Consider the following 14,505-nt stretch of genomic DNA (forward strand, 5'->3'; position numbering starts at 1 on the left):
TTTACCCACCGCCTTTTGCAGTAAAAATCTATTGTTTCAGTACGTTGCGAAAGCGATAATAGATGCCTGGCAATGAGGAAGGCATATCTTATGGAATCCATTCAACCCTGGATTGAAAAATTTATTGAGCAAGCACAGCAAAAAAGTTCACAATCCACCAAAGATTATCCATCGTCTTACCGTAACCTGCGAGTAAAAGTGAGTTTCGGTTATGGCAATTTTACATCTATTCCCTGGTTTGCATTTCTGGGGGAAGGTCAGGAAGTCTCTAACGGTATATATCCCGTTATTCTCTATTATAAAGATTTTGATGAGTTGGTTTTGGCTTATGGTATAAGTGACACGAATAAACCACATGCCCAATGGCAGTTCTCTTCAGACATACCTAAAACAATCGCAGAGTATTTCCAGACAACTTCAGGTGTATATCCTAAAAAATATGGACAGTCCTATTACGCCTGTGCCCAAAAAGTCTCACAGGGTCTTGATTATACCCGGTTTGCCTCCATGCTGGACAACATAATCAACGACTATAAATTAATATTTAATTCTGGCAAGAGTGTTATTCCACCTATGTCAAAAACTGAATTATACTGTCTGGAAGATGCGTTAAATGATTTGTTTATCCCTGAAACCACGATAGAGACAATACTCAAACGATTAACCATCAAAAAAAATATTATCCTCCAGGGGCCGCCCGGCGTTGGAAAAACCTTTGTTGCACGCCGTCTGGCTTACCTGCTGACAGGAGAGAAGGCTCCACAGCGAGTCAATATGGTTCAGTTCCATCAATCTTATAGCTATGAGGATTTTATACAAGGTTATCGTCCAAATGGCGTCGGCTTCCGACGTAAAGACGGTATATTTTACAATTTTTGTCAGCAAGCTATAAAGCAGCCAGAGAAAAAGTATGTTTTTATTATAGATGAAATCAATCGTGCCAATCTCAGTAAAGTATTTGGCGAAGTGATGATGTTAATGGAACATGATAAACGAGGTGAAAACTGGTCTGTTCCCTTAACCTACTCCGAAAACGATGAAGAACGATTCTATGTCCCGGAGAATGTTTATATCATCGGTTTAATGAATACTGCCGATCGCTCTCTGGCCGTTGTTGATTATGCCCTACGCAGACGCTTTTCTTTCATAGATATTGAGCCAGGTTTTGATACACCACAGTTCCGTAATTTTTTACTGAATAAAAAAGCAGAACCTTCATTTGTTGAGTCTTTATGCCAAACAATGAACGAGTTAAACCAGGAAATCAGCAAAGAGGCCACTATCCTTGGGAAAGGATTCCGCATTGGGCATAGTTACTTCTGCTCCGGGTTGGAAGATGGCACATCTCCTGATACGCAATGGCTTAAGGAAATTGTGATGACGGATATCGCCCCTTTACTCGAAGAATATTTCTTTGATGACCCCTATAAACAACAGATATGGACCGACAGATTATTAGGTGACTCATAGTGGAACAGCCAGTAATACCTGTCCGTAATATCTATTACATGCTTACCTATGCATGGGGTTATTTACAGGAAATTAAGCAGGCCAACCTTGAAGCCATACCCGGTAACAATCTTCTTGATATCCTGGGGTATGTATTAAATAAAGGGATTTTACAGCTTTCACGCCGAGGGCTTGAGCTTGATTACAATCCTAATACCGAGATCATTCCTGGCATCAAAGGGCGAATAGAATTTGCTAAAACAATACGCGGCTTCCATCTTAATCATGGGAAAACCGTCAGTACTTTCGATCTGCTTAATGAAGACACGCTGGCTAACCGAATTATAAAAAGCACATTAGCCATGTTAATTAAGCATGAAAAGTTAAATTCAACCATCAGAGATGAAGCTCGTTCACTTTATAGAAAATTACCGGGCATTAGCACTCTCCATTTAACACCCCAGCATTTCAGCTATCTGAACGGCGGAAAAAACACGCGTTATTATAAATTCGTTATCAGTGTCTGCAAGTTCATCGTCAATAATTCTATTCCAGGTCAAAACAAAGGGCATTATCGTTTCTATGATTTTGAAAGAAATGAAAAAGAGATGTCATTACTTTATCAAAAGTTTCTTTTTGAATTTTGCCGCCGTGAATTAACGTCTGCAACCACAACCCGCTCTTATTTAAAATGGGATGCATCAAGCATATCGGATCAGTCACTTAATTTGTTACCCAGAATGGAAACTGATATCACCATTCGCACATCAGATAAAATACTTATCGTAGACGCAAAATACTATAAGAGCATTTTTTCACGACGAATGGGCTCAGAAAAATTTCATTCTCAAAATCTTTATCAACTGATGAATTACTTATGGTCGTTAAAGCCTGAAAATGGCGAAAACATAGGTGGGTTATTAATATATCCCCACGTAGACACCGCAGTGAAACATCGTTATAAAATTAATGGCTTCGATATTGGCTTGTGTACCGTCAATTTAGGTCAGGAATGGCCGTGTATACATCAAGAATTACTCGACATTTTCGATGAATATCTCAAATAAGCAGTAAGTTTTATAGAAAATACCGCTCCTGACACGACGTCGGGAGCGGCACATCATCAGGAGGCGATCACCTCCACCAGTACATCCGTTGCCCAGCTCTCTTCGCTGTTGGCCACATTCCCTTCCTGACAGGCCTGAGCCATTTTGACTAACTGGAAAGAAACGTCATCACTGAAGTCAAAGTAATGCCATTTCGATGCAAAGTTGATACGCCAGTAGCCCATCCCCTGATCGAAGCGGATCTTCAATACCTGACCATCCTCAAAAGTCACCGTCAGTTTACGATGGTGAGGGATATCGCGCGGCGAGTCAAACACCGTCAGTTCTACCGGCCTGCCCAGCGCAGCAGCAAACCACTGATCAGCGAAATCCTGAAAATCCGCTATGCTCATCCAGTCATGGCAAGGCCGATTACCGGGGCGATCTTTATCTTTAAACAGCGTATCCAGCGCCACTTCAGCGCCATCGGTCAGCTTCGTTTTTAGCGGTCTCAGAATTGATCCCAACAACGCCAGCGCAACCGGGTTTTGCAAATAGCGATCGGTATAGTGAACGCCGGTAATTCGCGTGTTTTTCATCAGTGACTGCGCTTCTTCATGGTCGTTAAACAGCACGTCCCAGAAGCGTTGCCCAAACTGCGACAGTGGTCCATTCAACTGTTTGTGGATCTGAATGTCTTTGACCCGCTCGACAGCGTTGGCGGCTTTAGCCGGCAGAATAAACTCGTTCAGTGCTACCGTTTTATAACCGAGACTACGCACCACCAGTTTGTCATTCAGGTGCCACTCCGGCCCCGGAATCGTTGCCTGCTGGCTGCGAGAAGCCAGCGTCATCACGCGATCGGCAAAGGTGACCAGGGCAACGATCGGCAATTGCAAATCCTGTTCAACATGGCACAGCCGCACACCCAGCGCAGTAAATTGCGATAGTTCATGCAACAGATCCGGGTCATCCACTCCCGCAGGTATAACAAGATCGACCTCAACATTGTCTTTTAGCCGATAGCTCTGAACCGCCGCGCGGAACTGACGGGCGTATAAATCCCACTCATTGGGCGCACCAGTCATCCACAGAGTGAGCTTTTCAGCGCCTTCGTTAATCGCCCGGCGAATCGTATCGCCAATAGCGCCAGGGCAATAGCGGGCATCCGGCAGCGAGAATGTCTCTTCATCCGGTAAACCGATGTAATACGTGAAGTCATCTCCAAGCCAGGCCAGCGCCGCTTTGCGATCCAGCAAATCATGATCGTGGCGAGTCTGGGAATCAAGCAGGCATTCACTACATGCAGTATCACAATGGCGGCAGCCTAACTGTTTCACCATTCCCTGCAATATAGCTTCAATGTGTACCGGTGCGCTGGAGGCAAAACCAGCACCACCGCTGATCACATCATAAAGCTGAACGGCTAAAACCGATTGCCCATCCTCCAGTCTGACCGGACGTACAGAATAGCCGAGTTCTGCGGCGGAGATACCCAGAACGCCCGCCAGCGCCTGACGCAGAGCCACCGCCAGAGTCATAGCGACAATCCGCCCCTCCTCTGTGTTATCTGGCAGATACTCGCCATTTTGTGGTTTGCGCAGAACCATTTCAAAGACATCGGTGCGCGCCAGTGCGCCCAGGGTGACGTTCTTCATGAGTGCCGTCGAACCTGGGCAAATCAGACGATGATTCTGGCTGTCGCGATCCGCTTTACCCGGACGTGGTGGATAGTGAGCTTCCATACTTTTCGGTGCATCATTTTCATTCAGCATCGACTCCGCACGGCCACAGCTCAGACACAATGCATAACCGTGTCCACCTTCCCCCAGACTTTGCTGGAAAACATGCCCATCAGCCCCAGACGCCATATAACCCATTAGCGGGTTAGGCAGTGGCATAGGCTCAGCTTTAACAAAGACCCAGGCGGGGACAACCGGGACGAATTTCATGGTTTCAATATTGTTCGTTACCGGTGCATGTGCATCGGTGACAAATCCGGCAGGCTGCAGCACCTGACGGCGATTATCCATGATTATTTTTTCGCCGCAGGCGCTGTTGGAGCAAAAGAGCATCCCGGAACTGCTCATCCCCTCTTCATAGCCAATGGTCCCGCATTTGTGACAGCGCCAGGCACAATCCAGACGCTGGGCTTCATTGGTATCAGCATTAATGTTGTGCCAGTGCAGTGAGACACCGGCAGAGCGGAAGACACGGCCATCAAGAATGATCTCTGCTCCCGGCGCATATTCACGAATGGCAACACCGAGGTTACGGGAAGGTAATCCTTTATAGCGGGAGACGTTATCTTCACGGTCCTTTTTATCACGACTTTTTTGCGATTTTTCGCGGATATAATCTTCCATCGTGAAGTTATCAAACGTCACTACATCTGTCGGGAAGCCGTATCCCGGCAGGAAGGTTCTGGCGGCCAGATCGCGCAGCAGATACTCGCCACAGTGCCGTTTCTTCTCCAGCTCTATGCGCTTACGATAAGGCGTTTGCGGCTGCGAATCACGCTCCTGGGCCACGAGATCGCGATAAACGGAGAGCCACCGCTGTTGCAGGAAGGTGATCGCGTTGATTGTTTTATCCCGCAGATGTTCGGCTTTTGCGCCATGCAACGCCGTACCTTTCACCAGCCGTTCCAGCGCCGTGTCGATATCAAGAACCGGGCGTTCCAGCCAGATTTTAAAGCGTTCGCATTTTGACTGCCCGTCATCTTCACCGAAAAACCAGAGACTATCGAGGCTGGTTTTCTCTTTATCGGTTTCGCCAATAACGTTACATAAAAAGTCAGACAGTAATAATGCATTGACGTGACGTTGCACCAGTCGGGCGGAGTTCATCGCGACCATGGGTGCCGGGATCATGGTTTCAAACGGCCAGCGCGGGTTGGCAAAAACCTGTTGGTCGTGTGGGTTACCTTTGCATAGGGTGTAAGAGATCGCGCGCGATTCTTTACTACGCCCGGCTCGCCCGGCGCGCTGTAAATAGTTGGCCGGATGTGGCGGTACGTTGTTCATTACCACCGCAGTAATGCCCCCGATATCAACCCCCATTTCCATGGTGGTGGAACAGTTGAGAACATTTAGTTGCCCGTTCTTGAACATCTTTTCATAGCTTTGCAGGCGTTCTGACGACTGCTGGGCAGAGTGCTCGGCAGTGCGATAGTAGAAACCACCTTCCACGACACGATCGTTGATGTCTGTCCAGACGTTTTCCGACCGCAATTGTGCGATCAGCGGATCATTGCTGACCCAGTCGCGTGCTTTTGCCAGACCCTCTGCGTAGTCTTCCTGTGAACGATCCAGCTTCCAGATTTCCGGCATGGTGACTTTCTGCGCGACAAAAGCGTCATATTGCGCCTGGGTAAGATGCTCGAACGAAATGTGGGTAGGCAGATAAGGGGTTAAGCCTTTAAAAGCCGTATCCAGGATTTTATTGGTTACCGGGCAAATCCAGGCATCCGTGATTAAAGAAAAAGTCATATGCTCTTTCGGTAAATAAAAACGGTTGCCATCGGGTTTCAGTACTGCAAGCGGTCCGGTAAGTTGGGCCCATGCTTCTTTCAGCCATGTATTGATAATATCAATAGCCGCCGTATTGACGGTTTTGAATCCGGCTCCCAGCATCAGTAACTTCGCTAAACGATGGGATACGTTGCCATTACGAATTTGAGGCCAGCGTCTGTTCTGATTATCTTCAGGATCTTTTGATTCCGGGTTACGGACGAATTTTGATGAAAAACGGCTACCGATCCAGTTTTTCAGCTCATCATCCAACTGTGTGAAGTTGCTCTCGCGAACGTAATGATCCAGCGTAACCTTGAGAAAATCGCGCCAGTCATCCAGCGTTAATCCTTTTTCCTGCCAGTGCAAGGGGCTCTTATGTATTTTCTCCAGCCCCTGGTAACTAACCTGAACCAGCCCTTGTGTTTCCAGGCTGTTCGTCCGTTTAGGGCGACGCATGAATTCCCGGAACAACAACATTTCCGAAAGCTTTAGAGGCCCGCCGTTTTCATTAAACACTTCAGGCTTCAAATAGTAGTTATATTTCAGAACCGGGCCACGGATATCGGCTTTATCTTTAAGCTCGTTAACCATTTCAGTCCAGGTGCGGGATACCAGGGTGGTTGCTGCTTTTCCGCCGATTGCAGACTGATAAGCCTGTTCAAGCTGTTCAGCCTGCGCTTGTGACAATTTCGCCTGGTCTGGCATTCCCCAGCTTCGATATTCTTCTGCCTGCTCACGGGCTTGCTTCACCCTGGCCGCTAATTTTTCCAGATCGACATTGGCATTCGGCGCCGTGAACGTTTGCGTCCGTTGATGCCAGCTCAGAATTTCGACTACGCTTCCGCGTAAGAGACTGCGTTCTGCTTCTTGCTGCATACGCACCGCCATTCGAGCTGTACCTTGTCGACTGTCCGTAAAGGTAATGAGTCGACGTCCTCGCCCTGGCAACGAATCTGGTCCGACGCCCTCTTTGCCTTCATCACTGGTAAAGTCCTGACAATACTCAAGAACGGTAGGCACGATGTTAGTAACGTAAAATGGCCCACCTAATAATGCACGCCGAAAGGGTTGTTTCCCGCTCATGCCTCTGTAGCCACAGCCGCTGGCGCTACAAACCTGTTCAATATCATTAATAATCAGCGGAATGCTGTCATTATTAATAACGCCAATACGGCGCGTCTGACGGTCGAGTCGTTGTAGGGTATAACCTGTCTCGCTGGTCTCGCCTGCGGCAATAATCAACGGAGGCTGGAAACTGTTCTCTTTTTCAACTTTTTCCGCTGTAGCGTCATGTTCTACAGGTACTTCATCCTGCAAAGAGAATTCATCGCCACCTTTATTTTCCCACTGGACAAGTTTGCCCTTTTTGTCCCGCGCCAGAAGATGAGGCTCATTACAATCATTACAGAACGCCACTTCGTAAACAGGGCTTCCACAATCGCAATTTTGTCGCTGGTTCACATATACATAGCCAAAGGGCCAGCCTTTTTCGAGCGGTGTACCGTGCTTTAATCTGCAATCGTTATCAACACAAGCCCATATTCCCTGGGTATTGCGTTGGAAGATATGCGCCCTGACTTTAAGAAATGCGGGATCCTTTGCATTAGGTTGGGTACCTGAACAGACGTCGATCCAACGCAATACTTCCTGCTGGCTGTAATGTTGTTTTGTCAGCACGTTTAACCGCTCTGTTATCTCATCCAGTTTAATTGGATTGGGATGTTTGACCAACATCTCACGTATGTAACGCGCTTCCGGGGAATGCGTGAGTGCATAAAAGCGCTCAGGACTTATCCCTTTAATTTTATTATCATTTTTATCTTTTAGATCCAGATCAGGTATTTGCTCTATTTCGTCTAACGGAGCAGAAACGTTTTTGGATGGTTCCAGTTCAGGAATCACCCGACTTCCGTCCAGAACATCGATGCGCTCCTGCGGGATACCGGATAATTCAGAGAGAAATTTTTTCAGCTGCTTTTCGGCGTCGCTGCCGGCAATGGTCGCAGAGGTCGCTACAAAGCGCACATCATCTGGCGTCACGCCAAACGCTGTCATCACACGACGCAGCTGGAGTGCCAGTTCAGCGGCCTGCGACCCGACATAGGTATGCGCTTCATCCAGTACAATCCAGCGTAGTGATTTTTGTGCTTTGGATTGCTGGATAATCGGGGCGTCGACCTGGCGAACCATCATATATTCCAGCATCGTGCCGTTGGTCACCAGAATCGGGGCAGGTTCTTCACGCATTTTTTCGCGCGAGAGCACTTCATTCGGCCTTTTTGCCTGTTCACTTTTTACCGAAGCGTGTAGGTTTTCGGTGTTGCCGTTGTAAAGGCAGTAGCGGATCCCGGTACCAAAACCACGCGTCCAGGCATCCAGACGCTCACGTTGTGAATTGATCAGGGCGTTCAGGGGGTAGAGAAAAAGGGCTCGGACACCGACCAACGGATTGTTGCCATTTTCATGCAGTTCCCGGTAAAGATCTTCCAGCACCGGAACCATAAAACATTCCGTTTTACCTGAACCCGTACCACTGGTTACCACCACCGAATGTTTCTTTTCCAGCAAAGCTTTCCAACTGGCTAACTGGTGCGTAAAAGGCTTCCAGTCAGCACCAAACCGGTACCGGCCATTACTCTGATCATCCAGTGAATCAACCACTGCTTTGCTCAACAATGCGTTGCCTTCCGTCAGGCTGCGCATCGTGTGGTTTGACTCCTTCCAGCCAAACATTTGCTGGAATACCGGAGAAGCAAGGAATGAGCCCGGTTTCCCACAATCAGCCCCCATTTGCTGCGCGAGATGTTCACGCAACTGCGGGTTTGTAACGCCCATGATACTGAGCGTTGCTTCAGTTGAACGAGACAACGATTGTTCAATAAGTGACGAAAAATAGCGTGTAGTCATCCTTATTCCTTTTTATTTTTTAGCAACATAACGCAACAGGCTGCACTGGAAGATGGCCTTAAACCAGCGGGAATCGAAATCCCTGACTTGCCTCAGGAAAAATACGGCACCGGGTTTACGGTCAAATACAGATTCAAAAGAAGCATTTCCGCTTGCCACAGCTGCAGCGAAGACGGGTAACCAGGCCACGGAATAGCGGTGATTTGCGTCAGGATTAATACCAATCACTGGATTTTTTTGCGACATCATCCATTTATACAGACGCTTGCAGCCATATTCAGGCCAGCGAGCCTCACTGTGCTCACGTAAAAGCTCCTGATACCACACGTGGACAAAAGACTCAGGAATAGACGGGGGGAGATATCCATTACTTAACCATTTCTCAATTTCATCGGCATATGTCGGGAACACGAGCCCCAGCCGTTGAAACATATTAGTAACCAGTAATTTCTGGGTTTCCTCCGGTGCACCTTTTTGGCTCAGGAACAATTTGAAACGCTCAGATGCAGCTTTGATCTCAAAGATGGGGAAAAACTCCCATAGAATAGGGAACTCATTCTCAATACGACTCAGATACTCTGCTGACATTTCGAATTTGAAGAGCGACATCGCCAATGCCTGCGGATGCTGCACTAGTGCACGCCATACTTCAAAGGTTGCCAGCGGTAAATAACCAAATTGATCGTACAGGCTACGCATAAATTGCCAGCCGGAATGGGCAGGATCGTTAGCCATCTGTCCGAGAACCCGTGTGATGGTATTAACTTCTGCCTGTGGATTAAAAAGCTGGGTCGCTTTCTGCAATGAGCGGATGTTGCTTTCTTCTACCGGTAACGAAGATTCGCCACGAATGAAGCAGGGGCGAAAAGCCATCTCTTCACCCGGTTTAGGAACAACCAACCATGGTCCGTTTTTGTTAACGATTGAGCTCAACTCATATTCACCGACAGGCACTCCCTCGCTCATTCTAGATGCTAAGGGAATGGATTTCCTCTCGGGTTCACTTAACAGCATGATAACGGGGGAAGGAATCTGCCCAGCACGATGGTTCACTGACTGGCTGAGTAATAGTTCTTTTTCATAATCATAGCGCAGGCTGTATTTATAGCGACGAATTTGCCAGGCCATGACCACACCTGCCCCCGTAATACGCATCTCAACAACCTGATCAATACCTGCCTCAAGTGAAATCAGGTTCTCAATATGTTCGCGCAGACTATAGAGATTCAATTCAACAGGACGATCGCTCAACGCCGTATAACACCATTCATGCCATGCCTGTAATCCACTAACGGAGCGCAAATACAACTGCAATGTATATTTTGTCGGCTCACCATTTCTGGAGAACAGAAACGCTCTGGAACCCAGCAGATCATGCAGCGTAATGTTTTTATCCAGAGGACGTCCGTTTACATCAAGAGCGAGACAGCCTTTAGCGGGAAAAGGTAACTCAATGTCGATGGGGTCAGCCGCCAAATTAGGCAGAACTTGTAATGTAATAAATGCCGGAGGTACCCCTTCCGCTTTAAGTTGTATCTCTGTTCGCCCCTCAGTACGCTTACGTGTAGCCTCCAATGTTTTATCTTTAAGTTTTGCTACACAAGGATGCTGTGTGGTGATTACGATAGTGCCTTCATTTGCGTGCATTCCACCTTTTATCTCAATACTGAAATCAGCAGGCAAGATACCGATTTTGCGACGCAAGAGCGTTTCATTATTACTATTACGGATAGAAAGATATTGAGCCCCCAGCATCTCTTGTATATGACATTGCTCAATTGAAATTCCGCTCAGGTAACGCGTTACATCAATGCTTTGAATATCCGGTAGTGTAGAAATGACTTTTGGTACACCAATAAATGTTTCATCTGGATGACAAACCCAGCTTGCACGCTTTCCATTTAGAGCAAACCTTCCGATGCTGATTTGTTCTCTTCCGGTGCGAATCCGATAAGTTTCATTTGCTGTAACTGTAACGTCCTGACATCCCTTCACAGGTAGTGCTTTTAGTCCTAATACGTTTACTGCGCTCGATTGGCCATCAAAACCAGCAACATTGCTATTATCCCGAGGGAGCACAATCAGAACATCGCTGCTTCGCACACTGCAAGAAGCCTGTCCCTGTAACAGCCATTGATCTGCATCAACGATGAAGGTTAACGGCACCTCACCAATGGCAATTTCACTGTCATCAAGTTTAATGCTCCCAACAATCATCCCTCCAGCACGAGCCACTAACGACAAACCTGCCGATGGATTTTGCCTGACAAATCTCACTTCGCTTTTACGTAATCGAACTGTTGCCTGTCTGTTTTCCAGGGAAGCATAGGCTGGCCCAAGGCCAGAGACTTCCTCACCATCTTCACAAATGGCAAGTTCAAAGCGCGTAGTTGACGGCTCGCTTGTTACAGGAAAGGAAACTTCGTCCGGAAGAGATACTATCACCCTAAGCTCATCTGGATGCTTTTCTGACCAATAGAATTGGCAACGCGTACTCTTATTTTTTTGTAGTCGAGGCTTAGCCTCTACAGAGGCTGCGCATAGCAGTCCATTCAAAAAATGCGTTCCGGTTTCATCATCTAACGGTATTGGAAACTCGCTTCGCCAGGTAGGGTGAACCTTATCAAGCTGTTGTACTGGTTCTTTGTGATTTATTAGGTTGTGAGTAAGTACTAAGGAATTGAGGTTATCAGCCATATGACTGATAAGTTCTACAGAGGTATCTTCGCTAAAAACAGTTGGCAGCGCTGATTTTTCTATGACGGCTCTTGCCAGCGAAAGGGCAGAAAAACCTGACTGCTTTGCTTGCTCATATTGTCCAAGGATCCTGGAGAAAACAGCCAGAAAGCGACTGTCTGATTCTTTGAGTAACCGGAAAGGTAAACCACCTTCACTGAATAATGTTCCGAGAAAATTGCGTCGTTCAGATTCATAAAATCGAATTGGGCGCAGCCAGTAATCTTCCATCCCTTTCGGTACGATAGTACCAAGCTCTGTGGCGGTGAATGAAATCCCTATTTTTTTATATATAGGATCCCACGTCCATCCGCATTGCCGTTCATAATCCCTGCGGTACCACTCAGAGCAAAAAAGAACAAAACAGGCAGCAAAGTCCCTATTACATATATTAGATTGTGATTGACCGACCGCACGGAGTAGCTGCGTTAATTGGGTATATTCATCATTGGTTGCATGATATTCATAAAGAGGACGGCCATCCGGTTGTCTCAACCCTCTAAGATTCACAAAGTTACTTAGCCAGGAAGTACATTTTACCCATGAAATGTATTCTGATTGACCCAAAGCAAGCTCCTTAGAGATAAAAGATACAAAAACAAAACCCCACAACATTTCTAATTTAAAAGAAAACCTTTCAAAATACCGTATAATTAACCAGGCGGCAACAATTATTTTTTCAAGTCGATACTAGAAATCAATTTTAGATAAAAATGATATCAACCATCTATTAATCACAACTCATTTATCACCTGATTTTATAATTTCAAATGAAAATGAATCTCAAACAATCAAAAAGTATTCAGTAGCTAACATTTAACTTTTCAGGATATAAAACAATTAGAGAAACTGCACAATAGCGAATAATGAGAGTTGTAAAGTCAGTCAAAAAACACAAGTAATCACTGTGCGTTTTTTGACCGCTATCGGCATGAGTTTAAAGAGGTTAGTGAAGAAGATATTCCTGTACACTCCATACCTATTGATGAATTGTCTCGGGAAAATTTTTATAACTTAATTTAAAAACATAAAAACGTTTTATTGTATATAAATCTATATCCCCCCCCTCACTCCACATCCTCCCTGCGTAACCCAATATCCCTCAACCGCTCATCACTCATCTGCTGTAACACTCGTCGGGTCTGCATTTGCCGCCGCCAACGCCTCACCGCCTGCCAGAGTTGCACAAGTCTGATAAACGGCGTTTTGGCTTTGTTTTCGTGAAATTCCATCTGCTGCCTCCTCATCTTTCAGAGGCTTCATCATCCGCCTTCTGGCAGTTCACAATACAGATGCAAATATTAGTTTTATTTAACATACAGACAGGTTAAAACAGCATCTGCATCCGGTTTTTTAGCCTCATCTGTACCGGTTTTTCTCTCTGTATGGTCCAAATAAGGAATACAGCATGACGCGTTATCAACATCTGGCGACTCTACTTGCCGAGCGGATTGAGCAGGGGCTGTATCGTCACGGGGAGAAATTGCCGTCGGTGCGCAGCTTAAGTCAGGAGCACGGCGTCAGCATCAGTACCGTGCAGCAGGCGTATCAGATACTGGAGACGATGAAGCTCATCACTCCGCAGCCGCGTTCGGGTTATTTTGTCGCACAACGTAAAGCCCAGCCGCCAGTACCGCCGATGACGCGTCCGGTGCAGCGCCCGGTGGAAATTACCCAGTGGGATCAGGTGCTGGATATGCTGGAGGCGCATAGCGACAGTTCCATTGTTCCGTTAAGCAAAAGCACGCCGGATGTCGAAACGCCCAGCCTGAAACCGCTGTGGCGTGAGCTAAGCCGGGTGGTGCAACATAATCTGCAAACCGTTCTCGGTTATGACTTGTTAGCCGGTCAGCGGGTATTGCGAGAGCAGATTGCCCGCCTGATGCTCGACAGCGGCTCGGTGGTCACCGCCGATGACATCATCATCACCAGCGGCTGCCATAACTCGATGTCGATGGCGTTAATGGCGGTGTGTAAACCGGGCGATATTGTCGCGGTCGAATCCCCCTGTTATTACGATTCAATGCAGATGCTGCGCGGCATGGGCGTGAAAGTAATTGAAATCCCAACCGATCCAGAAACAGGCATCAGCGTTGAAGCGCTGGAACTGGCGCTGGAACAGTGGCCGATTAAAGGCATCATTCTGGTGCCAAACTGTAATAATCCGCTGGGATTTATTATGCCGGACGCGCGCAAACGGGCCGTTCTCTCTCTCGCTCAGCGTCATGATATTGTGATTTTTGAAGATGATGTCTACGGCGAACTGGCATCGGAGTATCCGCGCCCGCGGACCATTCATTCCTGGGATATCGACGGGCGAGTGCTGTTGTGCAGCTCGTTCAGTAAAAGTATTGCTCCAGGCCTGCGCGTGGGTTGGGTCGCACCGGGGCGTTATCACGATAAACTGCTGCATATGAAATATGCCATCAGCAGCTTTAATGTGCCGTCCACGCAAATGGCGGCGGCAACGTTTGTGCTGGAAGGTCACTATCATCGCCATATCCGGCGGATGCGGCAGATCTATCAGCGCAATCTGGCGCTTTATACCTGCTGGATACGGGAATATTTTCCCTGCGAAATCTGTATTACGCGTCCGAAAGGCGGATTTTTACTGTGGATAGAATTGCCTGAACAGGTCGATATGGTTTGCGTTGCGCGGCAGCTGTGCCGCATGAAAATCCAGGTGGCGGCAGGCTCGATTTTCTCAGCTTCCGGCAAATACCGTAATTGTCTGCGCATCAACTGCGCTTTGCCGCTCAGCGAAACCTATCGCGAAGCACTAAAGCAAATTGGCGATGCCGTGTATCGGGCAATGGAATAAATTCGAATTAGTGCCGAGGCCCCTGATTTAC

General features: G+C 47.2%; 6 protein-coding genes. 3 read left to right on the forward strand and 3 right to left on the reverse strand.

The features are described from left to right. Positions 1-90: 90 nt before the first annotated feature. Together mcrB and mcrC are read left to right on the forward strand one after the other, a co-directional pair. Complete coding sequence (mcrB, locus tag AB4H76_RS20020; protein ID WP_077492870.1) at positions 91-1,470, forward strand: 5-methylcytosine-specific restriction endonuclease subunit McrB; 1,380 nt, start codon at positions 91-93, stop codon at positions 1,468-1,470. Next, the gene (gene mcrC / locus AB4H76_RS20025; protein ID WP_077492869.1) at positions 1,470-2,516 is read left to right on the forward strand and encodes a 5-methylcytosine-specific restriction endonuclease system specificity protein McrC; all 1,047 of its coding nucleotides are present in this window, start codon (positions 1,470-1,472) and stop codon (positions 2,514-2,516) included. The genes mcrB and mcrC overlap by 1 nt, the downstream gene beginning before the upstream one ends. A 56-nt stretch (positions 2,517-2,572) precedes the next feature. Here the strand turns inward: mcrC and AB4H76_RS20030 are convergent, their stop codons facing one another. The 3 genes from AB4H76_RS20030 to AB4H76_RS20040 all read right to left on the reverse strand — a co-directional run bounded on the left by AB4H76_RS20030 (position 2,573) and on the right by AB4H76_RS20040 (position 12,885). Next, positions 2,573-8,917, reverse strand: a complete 6,345-nt coding sequence (locus AB4H76_RS20030; protein WP_085452768.1) for a DEAD/DEAH box helicase — start codon at positions 8,915-8,917, stop codon at positions 2,573-2,575. A gap of 12 nt (positions 8,918-8,929) precedes the next feature. After that, positions 8,930-12,220 (reverse strand): protein YjiT, encoded by a 3,291-nt coding sequence (gene yjiT, locus AB4H76_RS20035; protein WP_124061968.1) that lies wholly within the window; start codon positions 12,218-12,220, stop codon positions 8,930-8,932. A gap of 500 nt (positions 12,221-12,720) precedes the next feature. Next, positions 12,721-12,885: a DUF1127 domain-containing protein gene (locus AB4H76_RS20040; RefSeq protein ID WP_000394276.1), complete on the reverse strand. Its 165-nt coding sequence runs from the start codon at positions 12,883-12,885 to the stop codon at positions 12,721-12,723. Positions 12,886-13,061: 176 nt separating this feature from the next. Here AB4H76_RS20040 and AB4H76_RS20045 point away from each other — a divergent pair, with 176 nt between their 5' ends. Next, positions 13,062-14,474, forward strand: a complete 1,413-nt coding sequence (locus tag AB4H76_RS20045) for a PLP-dependent aminotransferase family protein (RefSeq protein WP_077491819.1) — start codon at positions 13,062-13,064, stop codon at positions 14,472-14,474. The last annotated feature ends 31 nt before the right edge of the window (positions 14,475-14,505 follow it).

The organism is Escherichia sp. UTM R2 (assembly GCF_048593455.1).
Lineage (GTDB): Bacteria > Pseudomonadota > Gammaproteobacteria > Enterobacterales > Enterobacteriaceae > Escherichia > Escherichia coli.

Excerpts from the sequence above, each read along its gene's own strand:
- AB4H76_RS20040 (WP_000394276.1), bottom strand. The coding sequence starts at position 12,885 with ATGGAATTTCACGAAAACAAAGCCAAAACGCCGTTTATCAGACTTGTG.
- AB4H76_RS20045 (WP_077491819.1), top strand. The coding sequence starts at position 13,062 with ATGACGCGTTATCAACATCTGGCGACTCTACTTGCCGAGCGGATTGAG.
- AB4H76_RS20030 (WP_085452768.1), bottom strand. The coding sequence starts at position 8,917 with ATGACTACACGCTATTTTTCGTCACTTATTGAACAATCGTTGTCTCGT.
- mcrB (WP_077492870.1), top strand. The coding sequence starts at position 91 with ATGGAATCCATTCAACCCTGGATTGAAAAATTTATTGAGCAAGCACAG.